The following is a 23150-nucleotide window of genomic DNA, read 5'->3' on the forward strand; positions in this document are numbered from 1 at the left end:
TCACCTTCCTGTTGACCTTCAATGGCCCATTCAGCGTTCCGCACGCAGCAGCAAGGAGACGATGAACGCGCCCCCCAGCCCCGCCGTAATGATGCCGATGGGCAGCTCCTGATTGGGGATCAGGCTGCGGCTGAGCATGTCGCCGCCGGTCAGCAGCATCGCCCCCAGCAGGCCGCACATCGGCACGGACAAGCGGTGGCGCACGCCCACCAGGTGCCGTGCCAGATAAGGCACCATCAGCCCGACAAAACCGATCACGCCCGTCAGCGAAACGAGAAACGCCGTGGACAGTGCGCAGCACAGAAAGGTCTCGGTGCGCAGGCGCGCGACGTTGACCCCCATCGAATGGGCGGTGTGCTCGCCCGCCAGCAGCGCGTCCAGCGCCCGCCAACGCAGCGCCGTAAACCCGGCCAGCAGCACGAAACTCGCCAACGGAATGAACAGATTATCCCAACGCGCCAGCCCCAGCCCGCCCAGCGACCAGAACAACACCGAGCCGGCCGCCCGCTGATCGCCGGAAAACACCAGGTAGCTGGTGAGTGCGCTGAACAAAAACGAGACCGCCAGGCCGCAGACGATCAGCTGCTCGGCGCGCCTGACCCGGCTGACGCGAAACAGGATCATCACCGCCATCGCGGACAAAATGCCGCCGGCGAAAGCGGACAGCGGCAACGTCAGCGCGCCCAGCGCATCGCCGAAGCGCGTGATGACCAGCACCGCGCCGGCGGAGGCGCCGGAGGAGAGCCCAAACAGAAAAGGATCGGCCAGCTCATTGCGGGTGGTAGTCTGCAGTAACGCGCCGGTCATCGCCAGCCCGGCGCCGGTCAACGCCGCCAACAGGACTCTGGGCATTCGCAGTTGCACGACGATGGTATCCAGCATGCCGGAGAGGGGCGCCGAACCGAGCCCTAACGCCGCCAACGCCTGCCGCCATGACAGCGCGACACTGCCCATCTGCAGGCTCCAGATCATTAGCCCACACAATACCGACAGCGCCAGCGGCGCGAGCAGCATAAATCGCCGGGTCGGCGAGTTCATTCAGCCTCCGGCGCGTACAGCGCCCGCGCCAGCTTTTCCACCGCGCCGATGTTGGCCGGCCCCGGCGTCAGCTCCGCATACTGCAGTTTCAGATAACGGTGGTGCCGTACCGCGGGGGTCAATTTCATCAACGGGTGAGACTCGAGGAAACGCCGCAGCGCATCGGCCCCCGAACCGGTCTGGTAATCCAGCAGAATAATGAAGTCGGGCTCGGCCGCCGCCACCGCCTCCCAGGACGCCGTCGTCCAGCTCGCCGGCAAACCGTCCATCACGTTGCGGCCGCCCGCCGCTTCGATGATCGCCGTCGGCATGGCGTATTTGCCGCTGGTAAAAGGCTTCTCCTCCCCCGAGTCATAGACGAACACCTTGAGCGGCGTCTGACCCGCCGTCCTGACTGGCAGCGCAGCCAATCGGCGGCGCCAGCCTTCAACCAGCGCGGCGGCCTCTTGCGGCTTGCCGAAAATCTTGCCGAGCTTTAGCTCATCGTCATACAGCAGGTTCATATCGGCCTTCTGCGGCCGCCCGCCGGCCTGCACGCAGCTCTCGCTCAACACCAGCGTTTTGATGCCGAACGGGGCGAGCTTCTCCGGCGTGACGTCGCCGCCGATCTTCATACCGTAATTCCAGCCGGCGAAGAAGAAATCCGGCTGCGCCGCCAGCAACGTTTCCAAAGCGGGATATTTCGGCGCCAGTTCGGGAATGGCGCCCATCGCCGCCTTGAAGTCGGGCGTCAGTTTGTACCAGCCGGTGATGCCGGTCAGCCCGACAATGCGATCCTGCAGATGGAGCGCAAAGACCATCTCGGCCATGTTGATGTCGTTGATGACGGCGCGTTGAGGCGCCTGGTTGAAGGTGATCGGCGAACCGCAGCTGTCTACGGTGACGGGAAATTTTTCGGCCGCCGCCGCCCCGCCGGCCAGCAGCAGGAGCAGGGGGAATACGCGTGTGTTCATATTTCTCTCTGGTTTATCAAGCGCAATGGGGAACGTCAAAAATACGCAGCGTTTTCCCGCTGACGGGGTGCGCCACCTTGAAACTGTTCATGCCGAACACCGGCAAAATCACCGGGGTCTGCAACACCGCCTCGGGCGTACCACAGGCTACCTGGCGGCTTTCGTTGAGCACCAGGATCCGATCGGCAAACGCCTCCGCCACGGGCAAATCGTGCAGCACCGCAATCACGGCGATATCTTTATTTTTCACTAACGACAGCAGCGCCGAGCGCCCGGGCGGATCGAGGTGATTGGTCGGTTCATCCAGCAACAACAAGTCGGGAGACTGCGCCAACGCCCGGGCCAGTGCGGCGCGCTGGCGCTGGCCGCCCGAGAGCCGCCCCAACGGGTGGTGCCTGAGCGGCGCCAGCCCGGTTTCCCCGATGGCCTCATCAACGATGCGCTTTCCCGTCGCAGAGCGTTCGCCATGCGGTAAACGGCCCAACGCCACGTAATCCTCAACCGACAGCCGCAAATCCGGCAGATCGTTTTGCGCCAGAAAGGCGATGCTTCTGGCGCGCTCCGCCGCCGGCCACGCGGACAAGGCGCGCCCTCGCCAGTAAATGCCGCCGCTGTCCGGCCGCGTTTCGCCGATCAGGGTGCGCAACAGGCTGGACTTGCCGCTGCCGTTGGGGCCGATCACCGCCAGCTTCTCACCGGCGCGGAGCGCGAAATGGATGTTGTCGAGTATCAATGCCCCGCCGTGTCCGGTCAGGCTAACTCCATCAACATGGAGGATGTCGTGAGCTGAATTCATCATGCACAAATTGTTACATTATAACATATCAGTATTTTTACCACGATTGCTCGCCTTCTGCAAAAGCGAATCGCAAACTCTTATGCCGCACGCGCTGCGTGAAGCAAGGCAGAGGGCAAGCCGCGCCCTGCGTCAAAACGGCGTGGTTAAAGCAACATAGCACACCTTTTTATTAATGATAATGATTTTCATTATCATTAATGTCTCTGTGATTTCCGATTGCACGCCCCGCTGAACTTGGTTATGTTTAAAGCGACTGGTTTCATTCACGGTTTTCAGGAACTCACATGACCTATCTGGCGCACAGCACAGATCCGACAAACGCGACCGTTCCGGCCGTCGTTTTGCTGTGTGCTTCCTCCGCCCCACCCGCCGTTTCTTCTGTCGTTTCTGCGGTTGCCGCTTACCCGCCACGCCTTGTGGTTGTGCGTTAAGCCAAACCGACTTTTTACCTCCGGCTTAGTGATCTGTTGCGTTCAGGCGTAGACCGCCGCGCGCGCCGGAGCCTGTAATTTTCACGACAGGTGAAATTGATATGCGATTACCTTCTCTCTGGGCCAATGCCGGCCTGGCTACGCTGTTCGTCCTGCTCTGGAGCAGCGGCGCGATCATCTCCCGTTGGGGATTGGAGCACGCCTCCGCCTTCGCTTTTCTGTTCTTCCGCTGCGCCATCGCGCTGGCGGTGCTGTTGGCCATCGGCCTGTGGCGGCGCCAGTGCCTGCCCGCCGCCGGCACCCGCCGGCGCGTCGCGCTGATCGGCGTGTTGATGATCGGCAGCTATCAGATCTGCTATCTGCTGGCGTTGGAACAGGGCATTACGCCCGGCGTGCTGGCCACATTGCTCGGCGTACAGCCGATCCTCACCCAGTTCATCACCGAACGGCGCTGCACCGGGCTGCGCGCATTCGGGCTGGCGCTGGCGATGGCCGGGCTGACGCTGGTGGTGTACCAAAGCCTGATGGTGGCCCATTTCTCGCCGAGCGGCATGCTGTTCGCCTTTATCGCATTGGGGAGCATGACCGCCGGCACCCTGCTGCAAAAGGGCATGACGCAGCCGCCGCTGGCGGTCTTGCCGCTGCAGTATGCCATCGGGCTATTGATGTGTACGCTGGCGCTGCCGTTTGAGCCGCTGCGGGTCGACTGGCGGCCTGAGTTCGTGCTGCCGCTGCTGTGGATGGCGGTGGTGATCTCGGTGCTGGCGACGTTCTTGCTGTATCGCCTGATCCAGCGCGGCAACCTGGTGCAGGTCACCAGCCTGTTCTATCTGATCCCGGCGGTGACCGCCCTGCTGGATTATCTGCTGCTCGGCCACGCGCTGGCCGCGCTGAGCCTGCTGGGGATGGCGGGCATCGTGCTCGGCGTGATGCTGGTTTTCCGCCGCGCATAAAAGCAAAAGCCCCCGCGCCGTTCCACCGGCGCGGGGGCGACAACAACAGCCGTTAACTCAGAATAACCAGGAACCGTACCCCCACAGCAGCACCGTCACCCCAAGCAGCAGCTCGAGCAACAGAATGCCGATAGCGAAGGTCGAGCTGGAGAAGATGAACCCTTCCTTACTGTCGATATTCAGGAAGTGCGGGATCCCCAGATTCAGCAGATAGCCCGAATAGCACAGGCCGATAATGCCGACAAACAGACACAGCCAGACGACCGGATAGAGCGCCACAATCCCGCTGAGGAACATCGGGGTCGCCACATAGCCGGCGAACACCATGCAGCGGTGCAGGCTGGGGCGCGATTCATAACGCCGCGCCATCCAGTGAATGACTTTCCCCATGGCCGCTACGCCCGCCAGCATCAGCAGGTAGAACGCCACGGCGGTATAAAGCGCGGTAAACATGTCGAGCCTGATGGCATGTCCCTCGCCGGAGAGCCAGCCCAACTGGGTGGTGCCGATAAAGGCGCAGACCACCGGGATGGCTGCCAAGAGCAACACGTGATGGGTGTATAGGTGCGAGACGCTTTCATTCTCGCTTTTGATCTGTTCGAACTCGGCGCTGGGATGCGCCAGAAGTCCCCAAACATGACTGACCATGAGACACCTCCAATCTCGCCGTAGGCCGCGATCGGCGAACGAATTTCACACCTCTGACGGACTGCTACCCGTGCGAGGATTGCGGCCACGGGGCTCTCTCCCCTGTACTCATTATAGTCTTTCGGCGAAAAAACGTGCGGAAAGCGCAACGCCGCGGCGCTTTGTCTTATACTCCCACCATGAAAACCAGGCTGTGAGGAAGGTCATGTCATCCGTTATCACCACCCGCCAGGCGGGGATCGTCGACGTCGAAGCCGGGCGCAACGTTACCGTGATCGAACCCTGCAATCTGTACGGTTGCCGGCTCGGTGACGATGTTTTCGTCGGCCCGTTCGTCGAGATCCAGCGCCACGTCAGCATCGGCGCGCGCAGTAAAATTCAATCGCACAGCTTTATCTGCGAATACGTCACCCTCGGCGAAGCGTGCTTTGTCGGCCACGGCGTCACCTTCGCCAACGATCTGTTCAAAGACGGCGCGCCCAATGCCGATCCGGCCAGCTGGGGGCGCACCTGCATCGGCGATCGGGTGTCCATCGGCTCCGGCGCCACGATCCTGGCGGTGGAGATCTGCAGCGACACGGTAATCGGCGCCGGGGCGGTCGTGACCCGCGACATCACCCGCAAGGGGATTTATGCCGGCAATCCGGCGCGCCTGCTGCGGGAGCTGCCGTAATGATCCCGGCCATCCGCATCGCGGCCATTGAGGCGCTGCCCGATGATTACCTGACGCGCGGCGATTTCGGCTTTACCATCGCCTGTTACGCCCTGCCGCAGTTCGACAGCCCGGTCGACAGCTGGCCAACCCGCCCGGTGGCGCCGTTTCGTAAGCAGTATCCGCTGGCGCCGTTCGCCAACGAAGACAGCGTGACCTTCCTGGCGTATCGCCAGGACGACGCCGTTGGCCATATTACGCTGAGCAAAAACTGGAACGGCTACACCCTGATCGACGAGATCGCGGTCAGCGCTGACGCGCGCCGCCAGGGCATCGCCGGGGCGCTGCTGGACTGCGCCAAACAGTGGGCGCGGCAGCAGGAAACCTCGGGTATGATGCTCGAAACGCAGAACAACAATCTGGCGGCCTGCCGCTGCTACCAGCATTACGGGTTTATTCTCGGCGGCATCGATCGTTTGCTGTACCGCGCCGAGCCGGAGATCGCCGATCACGAAATCGCGCTGTTCTGGTATTTGCCGTTCAATAGCGAAATCGGTTACTGATTTATCGATTGCCATTGAGGCTATGTTTACTTTTTAACCCCTACCATCGGATGAGAACTGTTATCACTTACTCTGATAAGCCAGCGACACCCATGGAGGGCCGTATGAACAAGAACAAGGTTGTTTTACTGATGTTAGCTATCGCCATGAGCGGATGCGCCGAGCGCCCCACCCCCGCAACGCCGCCGACCGACGCCGCCGTTGCGCCGCCGAGCGTGCAGCCGGAGATGGACGCCAGCACCCGCAGCAAGCTGCGTGAAATCCTCGCGCTGCGCGCCGGTTGGCCCGCCGCGCAGCCACATGGCCGCACCGTCGATTTGATTTCGCGCGAGTTTCTCGGCACCCCCTATCTCGCCAATCGCCTGATCGGCTCGCAGAACACGCCCGAGCAGCTGGTGATCGACTTTCGCGGGCTGGATTGCTTCACCTACATCGATTATGTGGAAGCGCTCAGCACCGCCCACAGCGAGGGCGAGTTCGTACAGCGGCTGATAGACATCCGCTACGTCGACGGCAACATCGCCTTCCCGCAGCGCAAGCACTTCTTCACCGACTGGGCGCAGCGGCCGCACCAGGTGGCCGAAGACATCACCGCGCAGCTCAGCCCGCACGCCGTCACCCTCGTGAAAAACCTCAACCAGAAGGCGGACGGCAGCTACTACCTGCCCGGTTTGCCCAACGTACAGCGCAGCGTGACCTACATTCCCAGCGACAGCGTCGACGACAAGGTGCTGTCCCAACTGCGCACCGGCGATTACATCGGCATTTACACCAACCTCGCCGGGCTGGACGTGACCCACACCGGCATCTTCGTGATGACCGACAACGGCCCGGTGCTGCGCAACGCCTCTTCGCGCAAAGCCAACATGCGGGTGGTCGATTCGCCCTTTATGGATTACGTGATGGCTACGCCGGGCATCGTGGTGCTGCGTTCGCTCAGCCGATAACTCCCCGCCGCATAACGGCTATAAGCTATAGCCGTTTATGCTGAACGAGCGTTTGACTTCATCGGCGGTTCAGGCTTAGCTGTAAGAACAAAAACCAACTGATTTTATTGTTCTTTTCAGGGAGACTTCGATGACCTTACGCTGGCGTATCACCCCTCTGGCGGCGGCCTTCGCCGCCGTATTGGCGCTGCAGGGCTGCGATCAAAAAACCGACCAAAACCATATCAAAGTCGGCGTCATCAACGGCGCGGAACAGGACGTGGCGGAAGTCGCCAGGCAGGTGGCGAAAGAGAAATATGGGCTGGACGTCGAGCTGGTCGGCTTCAGCGGCTCGCTGCTGCCGAACGACGCCACCGACAAGGGCGAACTGGACGCCAACGTGTTCCAACACCGCCCATTCCTCGAACAGCAAAACAAAGATCACGGCTATAAGCTGGTGGCGGTCGGCAATACCTTCGTCTTCCCGATGGCCGGCTACTCCAAAAAGATAAAATCGCTGAAAGAGCTGCCGGACGGCGCGGTGATCGCCATCCCGCTCGATCCGACCAACCTGGGGCGCGCCCTGCTGCTGCTGGAAAAAACCGGGCTGATTAGCCTGAAGCCTGGTAAGGGGCTGCTGCCTACCGCCCTGGACATCAGCGCCAACCCGCATCGTTATCAGATCATGGAGCTGGAAGGCGCGCAGCTGCCGCACGTGCTGGACGATCCGAAAGTCACCGTCGCCGTCATCAGCACCACCTACATCAACCAGACCGGCCTGTCGCCGACCAAAGACGGCATCTTCATCGAGGATAAAGACTCGCCGTACACCAACATCATCGTCACGCGCGAAGACAACAAGGACGCGCCGAACGTGCAGAACTTCATCAAGGCCTATGAGTCGGATGAAGTGGCCAAAGCCGCCGAAAAAATCTTCAACGGCGGCGCGGTGAAAGGCTGGTAAATTCGGCCACCATCAAGGCGGATTCTGCGTACGAATCCGCAATATTTCACTTCCATTCCCCGTTTCCTTACGCCACACCTTTCTCTAAAAGCAAAACGCCCGCATGCTCATTCCTCCATAACACGGATTGTTCACAACAAAGGAGTGTCTCGATGCCGATCAAATTTGCCCCCAAGGTCGGGGAAATTCTTGAGTGCAACTATGGCAACTATCCCCTATCAGTCTGCCAACCGCATGAAGCCGGCTTTTATGATGGCCACATTCCACCAGAAATGGTGAAGAACCGTTCAGTTGTTGTGTTAAATGGCAAAATTAACGGCAACGCCTGCATTATCGTACCGCTGTCGACCACCAGAGATTCGAACAAGATCGAACGGGGATTGCACATCGAAATTACGCGTGAACTCATCGAAGATATGAGATTCTTTCATCCGCAAACCCGCTGGGCAAAGGGCGATCTGGTGCAGCAAGTCAGCCGCCAACGGCTGAACAGAGCCCGTAAAGAGAGAGGCTTTCTTACCCAGTGTCTGTCGCGCGAGCTTGTTGCTGACATACAACGCGCCGTCATTAAGTCGATCAACGCCAAAAATATGCTGTTCTGACCAGTACGCTGTTGTTGACAAAACAGACAAATCAGGTGAAATTGTCGCCGTAGCCGATAAAGGCCCTTATGCTATACCCTCCCTTTCAGGGACCTGCGAAGCCCAGCCATCCAGCTGGGCTTTTGCCTATCAAGCGCCCACCGATTTCTTATCTTTCCGCTCTTGCCCCCTCAGCCTTTCTACCCTGACCGATGCGCGGCGAACGTTCCCATAGGGTTTTCTTATCTCACCATAAGAAAACCCGATTTACCCCGGCGGCGAGCGGCGCGCATAATGCCGTTTATCCGCTGATTTTCAAGGTGAACAGACCCGCCATGACGCTCTCCGCTCCCGTACTCAGTCTCCTTGACGCCACGCCGGACGATATGGCCGCCGTGCAGCATATTTACACCCACCACGTGCTGCACGGAGCGGCCTCGTTTGAAGAACAACCGCCGACGCGGGCGGAAATGCAGCTGCGCCTGAGCAAGGTGCGGGAGGCCGGCCTGCCCTGGCTGGTGGCGAAAAGCGAAGGCCGTATTGTGGGCTACTGCTATGCCACGCCGTATCGCCCCCGGCCGGCCTATCGCTTTACCGTGGAAGACTCGGTGTACATCGCCGAAGGGCAGCAGGGCAAAGGCGTCGGCAAGGCGCTGCTGAGCGCGCTGATCGCCCGCTGCGAGCAAGGCCCCTGGCGCCAGATGCTGGCGATCGTCGGCGATTCCGCCGCCAACCGCGGCTCGCTGGCGCTGCACCAGTCGCTCGGCTTTACCAGCGTCGGGACGTTAAAGGCCGTGGGATTCAAGCTGGGGGAATGGCGCGACACCCACATCATGCAGCGCGCGCTGGGCGCGGGCGACAATCAGCATCCTTGAAGGCATGGCGACGCACGATAAGGAGTTAGCGTCTATAGTGAAGAGTGATTTCATTGAGTTAGCGCCAATCGCGCGCCACCTTTAACCGGTAAGGGAGAATCAAATGAAAATTATTCTGTGGATAGTCGCCATCATCTTTATCGTGGGTTTGTTGACGATTACCGGCGTTCTCAAACTGATCTTTTAATGCGCTTAATACGTCCCGCCCCTTCCGGGGCGAGACTTTTCATCATGCCTTGAAACGCGCGCGTACCGCCCCCAGCGCCGATACCACCGCCAGCACCACGCCGCCGGCCACCAGCCCGAACGCCACGTTCAGCAGGGCCGGAACCACACCCTGCAAAAGATGGCCAAACGTCGGCACCACGGTGGTGTATGAGGCCCAATCTTCGAACAGGTGATGCACCGGCGGCAAACCGTGGGTCAGAATACCGCCGCCGACCATAAACATGGCGACAGTGCCGACGATCGACAGCGTTTTCATCAGATAAGGCGCGGCGCGCACGATGCCGCTGCCGATGGCGCGCGCCAACGCGCTGCCTTTGCGGCTCAGATACAGCCCCAGATCGTCCAGCCTGACGATGCCGGCGACAATGCCGTACACGCCGAGCGTCATCACGACGGCGATGCCGCACAAGACGATCACCTGCTGGCTGAAGGTGGCGCCGGCGACGGTGCCCAAGGTGATGGCGATAATCTCGGCGGACAGCACAAAATCGGTGCGTATCGCCCCTTTCACCTTGCGCTTCTCATAGGCTGCGGCATCCTCATTGGCGCCGGGCCCGTCCGATTTTTCCTCCTGCGCCGCCTTGCCGTGGCTCAGGCTGTGAAACACCTTTTCGAACCCTTCGTAACACAGGTAGGCGCCGCCCACCATCAGCAGCGGCGTAATCGCCCAGGGCGCGAAGGCGCTGATCAAGAGCGCCAACGGCACCAGGATCGCCTTGTTGATCAGCGAGCCTTTGGCGACGCTCCACACCACCGGCAGCTCGCGGTCGGCTTTAACGCCGGTGACCTGCTGCGCGTTGAGCGCCAGATCGTCCCCCAGCACCCCGGCGGTTTTTTTCGCCGCCATCTTGCTCATTAAAGAGACATCGTCCAACAACGAGGCGATGTCGTCGATAAGGGTAAGTAAACTACTTCCTGCCAAAATGATTCATCCTTTTCATATTCACGGGCCATTCTATGTTTAGCATAGCGGTAAAGCGTCATAAAAGGATATGGGAGGATCGCGGAAAACGCCGGGTGGACGTTAAAACCTCTCGCCTGGCAGCCCCTCATCGGATCCGATAGCGAACGCGCGCGAGATATGTTGAAGGACAAGGCGATGGGCATCAAAGACGCACGATAAATGCGTACTCCCCTCAAGCAAACCCAATGCCACATGCACGCTGCCATGCTGTTCAACGAAACGCTGCATCGCTTGCGCATTGAACAACTCGTCCTGCGCGGCCGCCAGCAGCAAAGTCGGTAATCGCAGCGCCGCCAGTTGCTTGGCCGGGGCGCGAGGCGTCAAGGCGTTAGCCATATTGACGCTGTATTGGCAGACAAAATCGGGGGAGGTGGCCAGCACGGCCGGGGGAAAATTCAGGCTGACCGCCCGAGATTGCCCGAACCATCGCCCACCGCTGAGCGCATTGGCCACAAAAGGCCATTGACGCACCTGGGCAAAACGAGCCGCCGCCAGATCGCGGGCTATGCCGGAAAATGGCCCCAGCTCGGGCGCCAGCAGGATCAGGCTATCCGCCTGCTGCTCGCAAGGATAGCGGGTCAGGTAGTTGAGCAACATCCCGGCGCCGCTCGAATGGCCCAGCAGGTGCCTGCGCGCCAACGGAAACCGGCGGCGCATTTCCGCCAGGATGACATCGACATCGCGCCAAATACGCTCAGGCCGCTCAACCGTCCCCCGCTCTCCCGTGGAATCGCCATGTCCGCGAATATCGACCAGGCACACCGCGAGCGTTGGCTCGGCCGCCAACTGGCGCGCAAGAACGTCATACCCGGCGGCGCTGTTAACCCCGCCGCCGTGATACACCACCATCACGTCTGCACTCGCGGCAGTTTGCCGATACAGGAGATAGCTCAATCCCTCAACGCGACCGGACGACATCTCCACGTGCCCGCCCGGCCACTCGCCGTAAGACTTCGCTTGCTCAACATAGCGGTCAAAATCAATCAAAGCGCACCTTTCCATGAATGTTGTCGGTATTGCCCACGGCAGAATTCCCTGCCACCACGGGGGTAAGCATATGAAACAACCGCAGGCGCTACCATCCCTTTTGCACGCCCTTGGCGTCAGGGCAGATCCCCCGCCGGCACATTGAGCTGCCAGGAGAGGCCGAAACGATCGTTCAGCCAACCGAACCGGGCGCTGAAGCCGTAGTCATCGAGCGGCATCAGCACCTTGCCGCCTTCCGCCAGCCGGTGGAACGCCCGCTCCAACGCTTCTTCGTTAGGCAGGTTGATGAACAGCGACACCGCCGGGGTGAAGCTGAAGTCATGGCTGATCGGGCTGTCGATGAACACCAGGTTCTGCCGGTCGAAATCGATGGACGCATGCTTGATCAACCGCCGGCCGTCCGGCGTCGGATCGTAATGCTGCACCTGCATGAGCCGAAAACGCTCGAACACTTGGCTGTAAAGGTCGATCGCCCGCTGCGCCTCTCCCTGGAACATGACAAAGGTCGAAACCTGACTCATAACATCCCCTCCGACAATCGTTGTGGTATTAATGGAGGATAGCGGATTACCGTTGAAGCGGCGGAAAGGAGCAATCATGAGCATCATTCATCGCCTGGCGCAGCCGGACGATCTCAACGGCCTGTTAGCCTTGTATCGCGAGCTGCGCCCGCAGGACGCGCCGCTGCGCGCCGATGACGCGCGCCGCACCCTGCAACGCCTGCTGGACGATCCGGCGATCCGCCTGGTGGTAGCGGCGGACGAGGAACAGCCGATCGCCACCTGCATGCTGGCGCTGATCCCGGGGCTGGCGCACCAGGCGCAGCCGTTCGGCGTCATCGAACACGTGGTGACGGCGGAGCCCTACCGCGGCCACGGCGTAGCGCTCGCCATGATTGAATACGCGCTGCAGCTGGCCTGGCGTAAAGGCTGTTACAAGGTGATGCTGCTGTCGGGGCAGCAACGCACCGGCGCGCACCAGCTTTATCTCAAAGCGGGTTTCGACGGCGATCGCGAGCGGGGATTTGTCATCAGACGGCCCGAGGGCCGATAGCGGCCTGCTGCAAACGAGCAGGCCGTCAGGCGGGTTATTCGCTGTCGTTCTTCGCCAGACGGGCGTCTTTTTGGCGGCGATAGTCACGGGCGGCGGCCGGGATCGGCGTCACCTTGCCCGTTTCAATCCAGCTGCGCAGACGGTTGGCGTCGGCGAAATGGGTGTATTTGCCGAAGGCGTCCAGCACCACCAGCGACACCGAGCGGTTACCGATCACGGTGCGCATCGCCAGGCAGTGCCCCGCCTGGTTGGTGAAGCCGGTCTTGGTCAGCTGAATGTTCCATTTCGGGTTGTACACCAGGTGATTGGTGTTGCGGAACGGCAGCGTGTAGTTCGGATCCTTGAAGCTGGCCATGCGCTCAGTGGTGGTGCTGAGCTGGCCGATCAACGGATATTGCTTGGTGGCGATCAGCAGTTTGGTCAGATCGCGCGCCGTCGACACGTTATGAATAGAGAGCCCGGTCGGTTCCACGTAATGGGTGTTGGTCATACCCAGCGCCCTGGCCTTGGCGTTCATCGCCTTGATGAAGGCGTTGTAGCCGCCCGGATAGTGGTGCGCCAGGCTGGCGGCCGCGCGGTTTTCCGACGACATCAGCGCCAGCAGCAGCATATCCTTGCGGCTGATTTCGCTGTTCAGCCGCACCCGTGAATACACCCCTTTCATCTCCGGCGTCTGGTGGATGTCCACCGACAGCATCTCGTCGAGCGGCAGGTGCGCGTCCAACGTGACCATGGCGGTCATCAGCTTGGTAATCGAGGCGATCGGCACCACTTCATCCGGGTTGCGCGCGTACATCACCTTATGGGTTTGCATATCGACGACCATCGCGCTGCCGGAGGCCAGCTCAGGCTGGGTGGCGTGCAGGGCGGCAGCGTTGTCGCTGGCCAGCGCGCGCGGCGCAAAGCCTGCGCCCGCCTGCAAAGCGAGCAGGGTCAGAACCAAAACACGTATTTTCACAGGCATTACTCTGAAATGGGGGCTTGAACTCAGCGAATTATATGTGAGGGTTCAGCGCTTGGCACTGGGATTATAGGGCGGATTTGTGACAAATTCTGTCGGCCGAAAAACGACGCAGCCCGCGGGCGCTCTGGGATGAACGCCCGCGTAGAAAAAGTTACAGCGCCGGCTGCCACGCCGATTGCGGCAGCAGGTACAGCCCCGGCGTTTGCCGCGCCCCTGCGCCGACAATATGGCCGATGCCGGCCGCCATCACCGCCAGCGTGACGTCGAAGGCGTTGAGGCTGTCGCCGTAGCCGGCGGTCAGGTTGAACATCGAGCCGTTGGCCAGCAAATAAACCGTCTTCTCATTGAGTTGGTAAGCGTTCACATAAGGCATCGGCTCGTGGTGCTGCAGGCCCTTGAGGAAGCCGACGTCGATCTCTTCCGCCACGTGGCCGACGTTGAGGATAAATACGCCGTCCTGCGCCTGTTGCAGATGCTGCGCCGAAAGCACGTTTTTCGCGCCGGTCGCGGTGGCGATCACGTCCGCCTGCGCGACCCCGCTCGCCAGATCCACCACCTGCCAGCCGTCATAACGCGCCTGCAGCGCACGCGCCGGATCGATTTCCGCCACCATCACCTGGCCGCCGTAGGCCCTGGCCGCGGCCGCCGTCCCCTGCCCGACCAGGCCGTAGCCAATCACCAGCACGCGCTTTTCATGCAGCGTCAAATGGGTGGTCTGGAAGAAGGTGTGCCAGGCGGTCAGCCCAACCATATGCCGATTGTGCAGCCCTTCTTTCACCGGCAGATCGTCCCAGTTGAAGATCGGGTAGCGCGGCGCCACGCCGTTTAACCGATTGATGCCCGATCCGGTGGCCTCCAGCCCGGCGACGATCTGCGGACCGTTCGGCGATTGGTGCAAACGGGTGGTCAAATCCGCTCCCATTTCGCACAGGTGGGTCGGCTGCCAGGCCAACGCGCGATCGAAAGATTCCGACCATTCGCCGGCGCTCATGTCACGCCAGGCATAGGCCTGCGCGCCCCGCCGTTCCAGCCAGGCCACCACGTCGTCCTGCACCGTAGTGGGATTGCAGGTGGTCAGGAAGATCGCTGCGCCCTTGTCCAGCAGGCCGGCCACCAGCGGCGCCATTTTCAGATCCAGGTGCATATTGCACGCCAGCCGCACCCCGTGCAGGTCCGGCAACGCCGCCACCGCCGCCCGGGTGCGCGGCATATGACGCGTCGCCCAGCTCAATTCACTGTCAAAATCCTGATACATCCGTTGCTCCTCTGGTGCGCCCCGCCGCCAGGCGTGGCAAAAAAGTTATCCCGCGCGGCCGAGCCGGCGGATCGCCTGCGGCGACAGGCCAAATACGCGGATAAACGCCCGCCTCATGCGTTCCGGATCGCTGAACCCCACCGAACGGGCGATCGCTTCCAGCGGCTCGGCGCTCTCTTCGATGCGCACCCTGGCCGCCTCGACCCGCAATTGCTCGACCACCTTGGCCGGCGTCTGCCCGGTTTCAGCGCGGAACAGCCGGCCGAACTGACGCTCGCTCAGGCACGCGGCGTCGGCCAGATCCGCCACCGACAGCGGCTGGTGCAAATGCTCGCGCGCGTACGACAGCGCGGCGCGCATGCGATCCGACGACGGATTCAGCGCCAGCAACAGCGAATACTGCGACTGCCCGCCGGGGCGTCGGTGATAGACCACCAGCTGCCGCGCCACGGCCGCCGCCAGGGTGGCGCCCAGGTCGTCTTCGATCAGCGCCAACGCCAGATCGATGCCGGCGCTGATCCCGGCCGAGGTCCAGATATCCCCGTCGCGAATGAAGATGCGGTTGCTGTCGACGCGAATGCGCGGGTAGTTCTGCTGCAGCCGCGCCGCATGATACCAGTGAGTGGTGGCGCGCTTGCCGTCCAGCAGCCCGCAGGCCGCCAGAATAAACGCGCCGGTACATACGCTGGCAATGCGCCGCGCTCGTCGGCTTTGCTTGGCCAGGAACGCCGCCAGCGCCGGTGATTGCGCCGCCATCACATTGCCGCTGCCGCCGGCCACCACCAACGTATCGAAACGCTCGCCGCCGCACGGCTGCGTGGCGATTTCCACCCCGGCCGAGCTGGCGACCATGCCGCCCTGCGGCGAGATCGCCACACAGCGGTAGGCCGGCGGGTCGGTGAACTGGCTGACGTTATCGAACGCCGCCAGCGGCCCGGCAAAGTCCAGCAGGTTAAAACCGGGAAAAACCACAAAACCGATCGTTTTCATGATGGCGCTTTTTGAGGGTTATCTGTCATATCAGCCAAAAACAGGGCGGCTATTATGGCCCAGGTCCAACGATAAAAATGAGGCGAATATCATGTCTGAATCACTGGTGATTGTATTTCCCATCTATCAAGGCGTCACCCAGCTCGACTTCACGGGCCCACTGCAGTTCCTGCGCCGCATGCCAGGCGCGGAAATCATCGTCGCCTCGGTAGACGGCGCGGATGTCGAGTCGGAAGGCTTGCACTTCACCCAGCTGCGCCCGCTGCCGGAGATCGCACGCTGCGATGTGCTGTGCGTGCCGGGCGGCAGCGGCTGCACCCAAGCGCTGCAGGATAAAGCATTCATGCAGCAAATCCGGCGGCTGGGCGCCGATGCCCGCTATCTGACTTCGGTATGCACCGGTTCGCTGATCCTGGCCGCCGCCGGCCTGCTGCCGGGCAAACGCGCCGCCTGCCACTGGTCGATGCGCGACAGCCTGAAGCTGTTCGGCGCCATACCCAGCGCTGCACGCGTAGAGCGTGACGGCAACGTGATCAGCGGCGGCGGCGTTACCGCCGGCATCGATTTCGCGCTGGCGCTGATCGCCGAACTGCACGGCGAAGACACTGCCCAAACGATCCAACTCTATCTGGAATACGCCCCGGCCCCGCCGTTCACGGGCGGCACGCCGGAACTGGCCCCGCCGCACATTTACGCCAGGGTACAGGCACAAATGGCGGAAAGTCTGGCGCAGCGCAGAGCGTTGGTGGCCCAGATCGCCCAAGGCTAGCGATCGGGCGTATACTTGCCCTTATGCGTCAGCCACATAAGGAGTAAGGAATGACCGATTTGGCTCACTACATTACGGACTATGGCTACTGGGCGTTGTTTATCGGCTGCCTGGCTGAGGGGGAAACCATCACGCTGCTGGGCGGCATCGCCGCCCATGAAGGGCTGCTGCACTGGCCGTGGGTGATCGCAGTAGTGGCGCTGGGCGGCACGCTGGGGGATCAGTTGCTGTACTTCGCCGGCCGCCGGTTCGAAGGCCGCGTCATCTCGCGGCTCAAGGGGCAGGAAAAGCGCATCGCGCGCGCCAGAAGGCTGATCGCCCGCCACCCGATGCTGTTCGTTATCGGGGTGCGTTTCATGTACGGTTTCCGCATCATCGGCCCGGTGCTGATCGGCGCCAGCCGCCTGCCGCCGTCGCGCTTCGTGCCGCTGAACATCCTCGGCGCCATTCTCTGGGCGACGATCTTCGTCATGCTCGGTTATTTTGGCGGCCAGGCGATCGAACGCTTCGTTACCGGCTTCGACAAAAAGCTCTCCAGCCTGCTGTTTGTCGCGCTGGCGATCGCCGCTATCCTGCTGGTGCGTTTCTGGTGGCGTAAACGCCACCCGGAGTAAGCAAACGCAGCGGGCGTCAGCTTTCCTGCGGCGCCGCGCGCATCAGCTCGACCAGCTCGCGCGCCGCCTTGTCCAACGGGCGATTCTTCAGCCAGATCAAATGCATCGGCAAGCGCAGCTCGTTCTTGGTGTTTTTGAATTTCAGCCGCACCAGACGCCCCTGCGCCAGCAGCGGCTCGGCCAGCGACAGCGGGAAGTTGCCCCAGCCCAGGCCCGCCTCCACCATGTTCAGCGCCATCGGCAGGCTGTCGGTGCGCCAGTACGCCTCCGCCACCTGCGGACGCAGATCGCCGATCGGCAGATCGCGGCTGGCCACCATGATCTGCCGCACGTTGACCAGATCCTCGAGAAACAGCTCACCCGCCGCGCCGTCCAGCGCCGGGTGCTGCGGCGACAGCATCGCCACCAGCGACTCCGCGCCGACGAAGTGGAACTGCTCCGCGCTATTGACGTTCAGCCCGCCGAACGCCAGACAAACACCGATGCGCCCCTCGTGCAGCATGTGCAGCACGTCGTCCTGCGGCGCGCTGAGCACTTCGATGTTCAGTAGCGGATAACGCTGCGACAGCGTTTTCACCGCCGCCAGCAGGCCGGCGCCGTTGATATCCGACGCCACGCCGATCGAAAGCCGACTCTCCAGCCCCTGAGACAGTTCGATGGCGTGCACCTGCAGCTGCTTGAGCTGCCCGGCGATCAGGCGGGCGTGCGGCGCCAGGGCCAACGCCAGCGCGGTCGGCGTCGGTTCACGGTGAGAACGGTCGAACAAGGCGAAACCGAGCTCCGCCTCCATGTTGGCGATGGCCATGCTGACGGCGGAGGGCACGCGCCGCAGCGCGCGGGCGGCGGCGGAAAACGAGCCGCGATCGAGCACCGCCAAAAACAGTTCGATATTGTCGCTGGAGAAATTCATTGTTTTATCTGTCAGTAAAACTGACAACTCCTGACTTTTTCTATCAATGTGGTTGACGTTATCTTAGCCGCCGTCGCCACAGAGGCAACTAAAAACAGATCGGGAGAAAACGATGCAAGGCGTCAAACGCAAACTGGTGTATGTCACCGCTTATGAAATCATCGGCATGGCGATCTCGGCGCTGGGGTTGGCGCTGCTGTCGGGCCATGCGCCGAGCAGCACCGGGCCGCTGGCGGTGGTGATCACCACCATCGCGGTCAGCTGGAACTTTATTTACAACTATTTATTCGAGTGGTGGGAAAGCCGCCAGGTGTCGCGCACCCGCACGCTCAAACGCCGCATTTTGCACGCCGTCGGCTTTCAGCTAACGCTGGTGGTGTATCTGATCCCGCTGATCGCCTGGTGGATGGGCATCACGCTGTGGCAGGCGCTGCTGCTGGATATGGCGCTGATCGTTATCATTCCTTGCTACACCTTCCTGTTTAACTGGGCGTTCGACAAGCTGTTCGGCCTGCCCGCATCGGCACTGCCGGCCGGTGAATCGGCCTAAGACTCGTTACGCGCCAACCGACCCGCTGCTTTATCCCATTTTCTGCGCGGGTCGCCATTTCCTTCCTCTTATTTCTCGCCGCGAAATATAAGAACAACACCCTGTAATTTGCACGGTAATTATTATTTTGTGATTTTAATCACTTTTTATTCCTCGATATTTCCGTCTTGATAAAACATCACATCTTTTTGAATAATATATTCTTTTATATTTGGATTAAAAAATAAACACACTTGTTCACGTTTTATGCGCAGTATTTTTTGCCACCATTACGGAGAAAAGGTAGCATGCTTCGCCGTTATTTTAATGATGGCTGTATACACAATAAACAGCGGAATGATGCCACGACCTCATTCTCATAACGATTGGTCATAGCAATCGTTTGCTCTCATTAAGAGCAGGGTTAACATAGACAGGTAAACAGGACGGATAATGCACTCACAAAAAAAGTCGGCGGATGACAAACACGCCGCCAGAAGACGCTGGCTAGACTCTCATGAATCCGGTTATCACAAAAGCATGGGCAACCGGCAAATCCAAATGATCGCCATCGGCGGCTCCATCGGCACCGGTTTGTTCCTCGGGACCGGGGGCCGTCTCGAACTGGCCGGGCCGGCGCTGGCGCTGGTCTATCTGGTGTGCGGGATCTTCTCTTTCTTCATCCTGCGCGCGCTGGGCGAACTGGTGCTGCATCGCCCTTCCAGCGGCAGCTTCGTTTCTTACGCCCGCGAATTCCTCGGTGAAAAAGCCTCTTATGTCGCCGGCTGGATGTATTTCCTCAACTGGGCAATGACCGGCATCGTCGACATCACCGCCGTGGCGCTGTACATGCACTACTGGGGCACCTTCGCCGACGTGCCGCAATGGCTGTTCGCCCTCGGCGCGCTCGGTATCGTCGCCACCATGAACATGATCGGCGTGAAGTGGTTCGCCGAGATGGAGTTCTGGTTCGCGCTGATCAAGGTCGCCGCCATCGCGCTGTTCCTGATTGTCGGCGTCGTCTTCCTCGGCACCGGCACCCCGGTCGCCGGCCACACCACCGGCATGCACCTGATCACCGAAAACGGCGGCATGTTCCCGCACGGCCTGCTGCCGGCGCTGGTGCTGGTGCAAGGGGTGATCTTCGCCTTCGCCGGCATCGAGCTTATCGGCACCGCCGCCGGCGAGTGTAAAGATCCGGCCAAAATGATGCCCAAAGCGATCAACAGCGTGATCTGGCGTATCGGTCTGTTCTACGTCGGCTCCGTGGTGCTGCTGGTGCTGCTGCTGCCGTGGAACGCCTATCAGGCCGGCCAAAGCCCGTTCGTCACCTTCTTCAGCAAGCTGGGCGTGCCTTACATCGGCACCATCATGAACATCGTGGTGTTGACCGCCGCGCTGTCCAGCCTCAATTCCGGCCTCTACTCCACCGGCCGCATCCTGCGTTCGCTGGCGATGGGCGGCTCCGCGCCGAAGCTGATGGCTAAAATGAGCAGCCAGCAGGTGCCTTACGCCGGCATCCTGGTCACCTGCGGCATCTATGTGATCGGCGTGGTGCTCAACTACCTGGTGCCGGCGCAGGTGTTCGAGATCGTGCTGAACATCGCTTCGCTGGGCATCATCGCCTCCTGGGCGTTTATCATCGTTTGCCAGATGCGCCTGCGCAAAGCCGTGCGCGAAGGCCGCGCGCAGCCGGTGTCGTTCAGAATGCCGGGCGCGCCGTTCACTTCGTGGCTGACGCTGGCGTTTCTGCTGATCGTGGTGGTGATGATGGCCTTCGACTACCCGAACGGCACCTGGACCATCGCCACCATTCCGGTGTTGGCGGTGCTGCTGACGCTGGGCTGGTTCGGCCTGCGCAAACGCGCGCAGGAAGTGAAGCTGGAACAGCAGGCTCACGAAGAACAGAGCCAACGCTGAATCGACAAACCGCCCTCCGGGGCGGTTTTTTTTATCCGCTATAACCGCCCGTAGAACGTCATTCTGGCGCTTTCCGACAGCATCACGTCCGGCTGCGCATTGTAGGCCAACACCACCAGCATGCGCGTGGTGTCGCCTTCGGTCGGCGTCACCCGGTGCATGGCGTTGCGCCCGCGAAACAGCACCAAATCCCCCTCCTCCATCGCCAGCCGTTTGACCGCCCGCTCGCCGTCCAGCACCTGCGTGACCCCGGCATAGTTCATCTCGCCGCGATCGGCGTCGCGCAGGTTCTCCACGTATTCGAAGCGCCCGCCCGCCTGCGGTTTCTGGATCAGCAGCGTGATGGCGAACGAGGAGTTGTCAAAATGCCAGCCCAGCTCCTGACCGGTATGGGCGTAATGCAGATTGATCGACGACAGCCGATCGGCGTAGGGGTAGAGCTGCGCCTCGCCCAGCACCGCACACAGGAACGCGCGAAACGCCGGGGCGTCGTACAGCGCGCGCAGCGGCGACTGCGGCGGAATATCCTCGTCGGTAATGCACCCCTTGGACGACACCACCAGCCGGTTGCGCGCGTGATCGGCCGGCAGCGCGTCGTCCTGCGGCCGTAGATACACGTTGTGTTTGCTGGTGGCGTAAAACGCCGCATGGTGCTGTTCAGCGCCCTCCAGCCGCACCGTCGCCAGCGCGGCTTCACGCAGAAATCCCGGCAGCACCAGCGCGCCGGCGCGCGCCAGCGTTTGTCGGCAGCGGGCGCGGAACGCGGCGTCATCGATGGGATGGGCGGACAGATCGATAATATCGGCAAGTGGCGGCATGACGTTCCCCTCGTGTGCGAAAGCCGGATGCCTCTCACTGTAGCGAATGCCGCATTGCCGCCATAACAAAAATACGTTATGGATAAGCTAACGAATTATTAGCGATAAGCCCTGCTCATGCACTCACCGTCCCGTGCGCGCTTGCCCAAGCTGAGCGCCATTCTGGCGTTCGAAACCGCCGCTCGCACCGGCAGCCTGGCCCGCGCAGCGGATGCGCTGGCGCTGACCGCCGCCGCCGTCAGCCAACAGATCCGCCAGCTCGAACAACATCTGGGCATCACATTGTTCATTCGCGCCAAAAGCGGCGTCACGCTGACCGAACAGGGCTCGGACTACCTGGCCTACGTGCAGGAGGCGTTTGAAACGCTGCGCGTGGCGCAGCAACACGTCGAACGCCAGCGCGGCAAGCAGACGCTGACGGTGTTCACCTTGCCGGCGTTGGCCTCCAAATGGCTGAACCCGGCGCTGGGCGACTGGCTGGCGCAGTGCCCCGACGGCGATCTGCGGCTGCACGCGACCCATGCGGCGGTCGATTTCGCCCATTCGGCGGCGGATTTCGCCCTGTGCTTCGGCGATCAGGATTACCCGCTGCTGGAAAAGGTGCAGCTGTTTCAGGATCGGGTGCAGCCGGTATGCAGCCCGGCGCTGCGCGATCGCGGCGACTGGACGCAGCTGCCGCTGATCCACGTCGACTGGGGCAAGGAGAGCCAGTTTCTGCCGGGCTGGCACGAGTGGTTCACCGCCGCCGATCGGTCGCCGCCGCCGCGGCGCGGGCTGACCTATAACCTGACCTCGCTGGCCATCGACGCCGCCGTACAAGGGCGCGGGGTGCTGCTCGGCCAGCGGCGGCTGATCGCCCGTGAACTGGCGGAGGGCCGGCTGGTCACCCTGGCCGAACCGGCGCTGCCGCTCAGCAAACCCTACTACGTGGTTTACCCGCCGCGCACGCTGGAAAAACCCGGCGCAGCGGCGTTTCTCCGCTGGCTGCAGGCGCTGGCTCAGCACGCGGTATAACCGCCGTCGATGCTGTAAAACGCACCGGTGGTGAAACTGCTGTCGTCCGAAAGCAGGAAAGCCACCGTTTTCGCCACTTCTTCCCGCGTCGCCATTCTCCCCATCGGGTGCGAAGCGGCCATCTGCGCCCGCGCCGACGCCGGCAGTTCCCCCATCGCCGGCGTATCCACATAGCCCGGCCCGACGGCATTAACGCGCACGCCGCGCGTAGCGAATTCCAGCGCCGCCGAGCGCGTCAGGCCCAGCACGCCATGCTTGGCGGCGGTATAGGGCGCAATCCCGGCAATGCCCACCACGCCGTTGGCGGAAGAGAGGTTCACCACTGCCCCGCCGCCGCCGGCGACGATCGCCGGCAGGCCGTACTTCATGCCGAAAAACGTGCCGCTCAGGCAAGTGGCGATCACCTCATGCCAATCTTCGACCGCGTACCGATCGATATCCACCTCGTGCGGGCCGGTGATCCCGGCGTTGTTGACCAGCAGATGCAGCGCGCCGCAGCGCCGCACGATCTCTTCAATACCCTGTTGCACCGACTGCGCGTCGCGCACGTCCATTCGCAACGTCATCAACCGCCGGCCGTCGGGATCGAGCCGCGCGGCGGCGGCGGTGAGAGGCGCTGTGTGGCGGCCGGTCATCACCACCGTGGCTCCGCGCCGAAACAGCTCGGCGGCGATCGCTTCGCCAATGCCGGTGGACGCGCCGGTCACCAGCGCCACCCGATGTTTGAAATCTTGCATAGCCGTTCTCCTGCA

At 61.7% G+C, this 23150-nt stretch carries 26 protein-coding genes; 13 read left to right on the forward strand and 13 right to left on the reverse strand.

What is annotated here, in order from left to right; genetic code table 11:
* Positions 1-30: 30 nt before the first annotated feature.
* The 3 genes from ACMGF7_RS01300 to ACMGF7_RS01310 are packed head-to-tail and all read right to left on the reverse strand — an operon-like array spanning position 31 to position 2724.
* Positions 31-1038 carry a FecCD family ABC transporter permease gene (locus ACMGF7_RS01300; protein WP_420286338.1) on the reverse strand — a complete coding sequence of 336 codons (1008 nt, stop codon included), beginning with the start codon at positions 1036-1038 and terminating at the stop codon, positions 31-33.
* Positions 1035-1991, reverse strand: coding sequence for an ABC transporter substrate-binding protein (locus ACMGF7_RS01305; protein ID WP_049239943.1), 957 nt, complete (start codon positions 1989-1991; stop codon positions 1035-1037). The genes ACMGF7_RS01300 and ACMGF7_RS01305 overlap by 4 nt, the downstream gene beginning before the upstream one ends.
* A 16-nt stretch (positions 1992-2007) precedes the next feature.
* A complete protein-coding gene (locus ACMGF7_RS01310; protein ID WP_044031702.1) occupies positions 2008-2724 on the reverse strand; it encodes an ABC transporter ATP-binding protein in 717 nt (238 codons plus the stop codon).
* Positions 2725-3322: 598 nt separating this feature from the next.
* Between ACMGF7_RS01310 and ACMGF7_RS01315 the strand changes: the two genes are divergently transcribed.
* Complete coding sequence (locus tag ACMGF7_RS01315; RefSeq protein ID WP_049239944.1) at positions 3323-4174, forward strand: DMT family transporter; 852 nt, start codon at positions 3323-3325, stop codon at positions 4172-4174.
* Positions 4175-4231: 57 nt separating this feature from the next.
* Here ACMGF7_RS01315 and ACMGF7_RS01320 read toward each other — a convergent pair whose 3' ends face one another.
* Positions 4232-4822, reverse strand: coding sequence for a Yip1 family protein (locus ACMGF7_RS01320; protein ID WP_004939641.1), 591 nt, complete (start codon positions 4820-4822; stop codon positions 4232-4234).
* A 205-nt stretch (positions 4823-5027) separates the two neighbouring features.
* On the opposite strand from ACMGF7_RS01320, the gene ACMGF7_RS01325 reads away from it, so the two are divergent.
* The 6 genes from ACMGF7_RS01325 to ACMGF7_RS01350 all read left to right on the forward strand — a co-directional run bounded on the left by ACMGF7_RS01325 (position 5028) and on the right by ACMGF7_RS01350 (position 9383).
* Positions 5028-5495: an acyltransferase gene (locus ACMGF7_RS01325; RefSeq protein ID WP_049239945.1), complete on the forward strand. Its 468-nt coding sequence runs from the start codon at positions 5028-5030 to the stop codon at positions 5493-5495.
* Entirely contained in the window at positions 5495-6037 is a 543-nt protein-coding gene (locus tag ACMGF7_RS01330) for a GNAT family N-acetyltransferase (protein ID WP_015377053.1), read from the forward strand. The genes ACMGF7_RS01325 and ACMGF7_RS01330 overlap by 1 nt, the downstream gene beginning before the upstream one ends.
* A 104-nt stretch (positions 6038-6141) precedes the next feature.
* Positions 6142-6984 carry a DUF1460 domain-containing protein gene (locus tag ACMGF7_RS01335; RefSeq protein WP_197763660.1) on the forward strand — a complete coding sequence of 281 codons (843 nt, stop codon included), beginning with the start codon at positions 6142-6144 and terminating at the stop codon, positions 6982-6984.
* A 130-nt stretch (positions 6985-7114) separates the two neighbouring features.
* A complete protein-coding gene (locus ACMGF7_RS01340) occupies positions 7115-7927 on the forward strand; it encodes a MetQ/NlpA family lipoprotein (RefSeq protein WP_015377051.1) in 813 nt (270 codons plus the stop codon).
* 152 nt (positions 7928-8079) lie between these two features.
* On the forward strand, positions 8080-8529 hold the full coding sequence (locus ACMGF7_RS01345; protein WP_273890299.1) for a type II toxin-antitoxin system PemK/MazF family toxin: 450 nt from the start codon (positions 8080-8082) through the stop codon (positions 8527-8529).
* A gap of 314 nt (positions 8530-8843) precedes the next feature.
* On the forward strand, positions 8844-9383 hold the full coding sequence (locus tag ACMGF7_RS01350) for a GNAT family N-acetyltransferase (protein ID WP_197798573.1): 540 nt from the start codon (positions 8844-8846) through the stop codon (positions 9381-9383).
* Positions 9384-9612: 229 nt separating this feature from the next.
* Here ACMGF7_RS01350 and ACMGF7_RS01355 read toward each other — a convergent pair whose 3' ends face one another.
* The 3 genes from ACMGF7_RS01355 to ACMGF7_RS01365 all read right to left on the reverse strand — a co-directional run bounded on the left by ACMGF7_RS01355 (position 9613) and on the right by ACMGF7_RS01365 (position 12083).
* The gene (locus tag ACMGF7_RS01355) at positions 9613-10533 is read right to left on the reverse strand and encodes a DUF808 domain-containing protein (protein ID WP_004939666.1); all 921 of its coding nucleotides are present in this window, start codon (positions 10531-10533) and stop codon (positions 9613-9615) included.
* Between the two features lie 102 nt (positions 10534-10635).
* Positions 10636-11562: an alpha/beta fold hydrolase gene (locus ACMGF7_RS01360; protein WP_273875082.1), complete on the reverse strand. Its 927-nt coding sequence runs from the start codon at positions 11560-11562 to the stop codon at positions 10636-10638.
* Positions 11563-11678: 116 nt separating this feature from the next.
* Positions 11679-12083 (reverse strand): VOC family protein, encoded by a 405-nt coding sequence (locus ACMGF7_RS01365; RefSeq protein ID WP_015377047.1) that lies wholly within the window; start codon positions 12081-12083, stop codon positions 11679-11681.
* A gap of 76 nt (positions 12084-12159) precedes the next feature.
* Between ACMGF7_RS01365 and ACMGF7_RS01370 the strand changes: the two genes are divergently transcribed.
* On the forward strand, positions 12160-12615 hold the full coding sequence (locus ACMGF7_RS01370) for a GNAT family N-acetyltransferase (protein WP_016928647.1): 456 nt from the start codon (positions 12160-12162) through the stop codon (positions 12613-12615).
* Between the two features lie 34 nt (positions 12616-12649).
* Here the strand turns inward: ACMGF7_RS01370 and pbpG are convergent, their stop codons facing one another.
* The 3 genes from pbpG to ACMGF7_RS01385 form a co-directional block, all read right to left on the reverse strand.
* Positions 12650-13579, reverse strand: a complete 930-nt coding sequence (pbpG, locus tag ACMGF7_RS01375) for a D-alanyl-D-alanine endopeptidase (protein WP_048322449.1) — start codon at positions 13577-13579, stop codon at positions 12650-12652.
* 151 nt (positions 13580-13730) lie between these two features.
* Positions 13731-14834, reverse strand: coding sequence for an adenosylhomocysteinase (locus ACMGF7_RS01380; RefSeq protein ID WP_049239950.1), 1104 nt, complete (start codon positions 14832-14834; stop codon positions 13731-13733).
* Positions 14835-14879: 45 nt separating this feature from the next.
* Positions 14880-15824 (reverse strand): GlxA family transcriptional regulator, encoded by a 945-nt coding sequence (locus ACMGF7_RS01385; protein ID WP_049239951.1) that lies wholly within the window; start codon positions 15822-15824, stop codon positions 14880-14882.
* A gap of 91 nt (positions 15825-15915) precedes the next feature.
* Here ACMGF7_RS01385 and ACMGF7_RS01390 point away from each other — a divergent pair, with 91 nt between their 5' ends.
* Together ACMGF7_RS01390 and ACMGF7_RS01395 are read left to right on the forward strand one after the other, a co-directional pair.
* The gene (locus ACMGF7_RS01390; RefSeq protein ID WP_049239952.1) at positions 15916-16593 is read left to right on the forward strand and encodes a DJ-1/PfpI family protein; all 678 of its coding nucleotides are present in this window, start codon (positions 15916-15918) and stop codon (positions 16591-16593) included.
* Positions 16594-16643: 50 nt separating this feature from the next.
* The gene (locus tag ACMGF7_RS01395; RefSeq protein WP_021503987.1) at positions 16644-17207 is read left to right on the forward strand and encodes a DedA family protein; all 564 of its coding nucleotides are present in this window, start codon (positions 16644-16646) and stop codon (positions 17205-17207) included.
* 16 nt (positions 17208-17223) lie between these two features.
* On the opposite strand, the gene ACMGF7_RS01400 is transcribed toward ACMGF7_RS01395, so the two are convergent.
* Positions 17224-18117: a LysR family transcriptional regulator gene (locus ACMGF7_RS01400; RefSeq protein ID WP_004939692.1), complete on the reverse strand. Its 894-nt coding sequence runs from the start codon at positions 18115-18117 to the stop codon at positions 17224-17226.
* A gap of 112 nt (positions 18118-18229) precedes the next feature.
* Between ACMGF7_RS01400 and ACMGF7_RS01405 the strand changes: the two genes are divergently transcribed.
* Both ACMGF7_RS01405 and ansP read left to right on the forward strand, forming a co-directional pair.
* On the forward strand, positions 18230-18667 hold the full coding sequence (locus ACMGF7_RS01405) for a PACE efflux transporter (RefSeq protein ID WP_004939694.1): 438 nt from the start codon (positions 18230-18232) through the stop codon (positions 18665-18667).
* A gap of 432 nt (positions 18668-19099) precedes the next feature.
* Positions 19100-20566: an L-asparagine permease gene (gene ansP / locus ACMGF7_RS01410; RefSeq protein WP_049239954.1), complete on the forward strand. Its 1467-nt coding sequence runs from the start codon at positions 19100-19102 to the stop codon at positions 20564-20566.
* Between the two features lie 38 nt (positions 20567-20604).
* Here ansP and ACMGF7_RS01415 read toward each other — a convergent pair whose 3' ends face one another.
* On the reverse strand, positions 20605-21384 hold the full coding sequence (locus ACMGF7_RS01415) for a 2OG-Fe(II) oxygenase (protein ID WP_015377040.1): 780 nt from the start codon (positions 21382-21384) through the stop codon (positions 20605-20607).
* 117 nt (positions 21385-21501) lie between these two features.
* Here ACMGF7_RS01415 and ACMGF7_RS01420 point away from each other — a divergent pair, with 117 nt between their 5' ends.
* Entirely contained in the window at positions 21502-22398 is an 897-nt protein-coding gene (locus tag ACMGF7_RS01420) for a LysR substrate-binding domain-containing protein (RefSeq protein ID WP_164095276.1), read from the forward strand.
* Here the strand turns inward: ACMGF7_RS01420 and ACMGF7_RS01425 are convergent.
* A complete protein-coding gene (locus ACMGF7_RS01425) occupies positions 22383-23135 on the reverse strand; it encodes an SDR family NAD(P)-dependent oxidoreductase (protein ID WP_004939703.1) in 753 nt (250 codons plus the stop codon). The two genes, ACMGF7_RS01420 and ACMGF7_RS01425, sit on opposite strands and share 16 nt — an antisense overlap.
* Between the last annotated feature and the right edge of the window lie 15 nt (positions 23136-23150).

The sequence above is a fragment of the Serratia sp. BNK-17 genome (assembly GCF_048684935.1).
GTDB classification, from domain to species: domain Bacteria; phylum Pseudomonadota; class Gammaproteobacteria; order Enterobacterales; family Enterobacteriaceae; genus Serratia; species Serratia nematodiphila.

Coding starts and splice junctions, on each gene's coding strand:
- ACMGF7_RS01420 (WP_164095276.1), top strand. CDS start 21,502: ATGCACTCACCGTCCCGTGCGCGCTTGCCCAAGCTGAGCGCCATTCTG.
- ACMGF7_RS01335 (WP_197763660.1), top strand. CDS start 6,142: ATGAACAAGAACAAGGTTGTTTTACTGATGTTAGCTATCGCCATGAGC.
- ACMGF7_RS01320 (WP_004939641.1), bottom strand. CDS start 4,822: ATGGTCAGTCATGTTTGGGGACTTCTGGCGCATCCCAGCGCCGAGTTC.
- ACMGF7_RS01425 (WP_004939703.1), bottom strand. CDS start 23,135: ATGCAAGATTTCAAACATCGGGTGGCGCTGGTGACCGGCGCGTCCACC.
- pbpG (WP_048322449.1), bottom strand. CDS start 13,579: ATGCCTGTGAAAATACGTGTTTTGGTTCTGACCCTGCTCGCTTTGCAG.
- ACMGF7_RS01345 (WP_273890299.1), top strand. CDS start 8,080: ATGCCGATCAAATTTGCCCCCAAGGTCGGGGAAATTCTTGAGTGCAAC.
- ACMGF7_RS01405 (WP_004939694.1), top strand. CDS start 18,230: ATGCAAGGCGTCAAACGCAAACTGGTGTATGTCACCGCTTATGAAATC.
- ACMGF7_RS01305 (WP_049239943.1), bottom strand. CDS start 1,991: ATGAACACACGCGTATTCCCCCTGCTCCTGCTGCTGGCCGGCGGGGCG.
- ACMGF7_RS01330 (WP_015377053.1), top strand. CDS start 5,495: ATGATCCCGGCCATCCGCATCGCGGCCATTGAGGCGCTGCCCGATGAT.
- ACMGF7_RS01350 (WP_197798573.1), top strand. CDS start 8,844: ATGACGCTCTCCGCTCCCGTACTCAGTCTCCTTGACGCCACGCCGGAC.
- ACMGF7_RS01390 (WP_049239952.1), top strand. CDS start 15,916: ATGTCTGAATCACTGGTGATTGTATTTCCCATCTATCAAGGCGTCACC.
- ACMGF7_RS01365 (WP_015377047.1), bottom strand. CDS start 12,083: ATGAGTCAGGTTTCGACCTTTGTCATGTTCCAGGGAGAGGCGCAGCGG.
- ACMGF7_RS01325 (WP_049239945.1), top strand. CDS start 5,028: ATGTCATCCGTTATCACCACCCGCCAGGCGGGGATCGTCGACGTCGAA.
- ACMGF7_RS01340 (WP_015377051.1), top strand. CDS start 7,115: ATGACCTTACGCTGGCGTATCACCCCTCTGGCGGCGGCCTTCGCCGCC.
- ACMGF7_RS01400 (WP_004939692.1), bottom strand. CDS start 18,117: ATGAATTTCTCCAGCGACAATATCGAACTGTTTTTGGCGGTGCTCGAT.
- ACMGF7_RS01415 (WP_015377040.1), bottom strand. CDS start 21,384: ATGCCGCCACTTGCCGATATTATCGATCTGTCCGCCCATCCCATCGAT.
- ACMGF7_RS01370 (WP_016928647.1), top strand. CDS start 12,160: ATGAGCATCATTCATCGCCTGGCGCAGCCGGACGATCTCAACGGCCTG.
- ansP (WP_049239954.1), top strand. CDS start 19,100: ATGCACTCACAAAAAAAGTCGGCGGATGACAAACACGCCGCCAGAAGA.
- ACMGF7_RS01300 (WP_420286338.1), bottom strand. CDS start 1,038: ATGAACTCGCCGACCCGGCGATTTATGCTGCTCGCGCCGCTGGCGCTG.
- ACMGF7_RS01385 (WP_049239951.1), bottom strand. CDS start 15,824: ATGAAAACGATCGGTTTTGTGGTTTTTCCCGGTTTTAACCTGCTGGAC.
- ACMGF7_RS01380 (WP_049239950.1), bottom strand. CDS start 14,834: ATGTATCAGGATTTTGACAGTGAATTGAGCTGGGCGACGCGTCATATG.
- ACMGF7_RS01395 (WP_021503987.1), top strand. CDS start 16,644: ATGACCGATTTGGCTCACTACATTACGGACTATGGCTACTGGGCGTTG.
- ACMGF7_RS01315 (WP_049239944.1), top strand. CDS start 3,323: ATGCGATTACCTTCTCTCTGGGCCAATGCCGGCCTGGCTACGCTGTTC.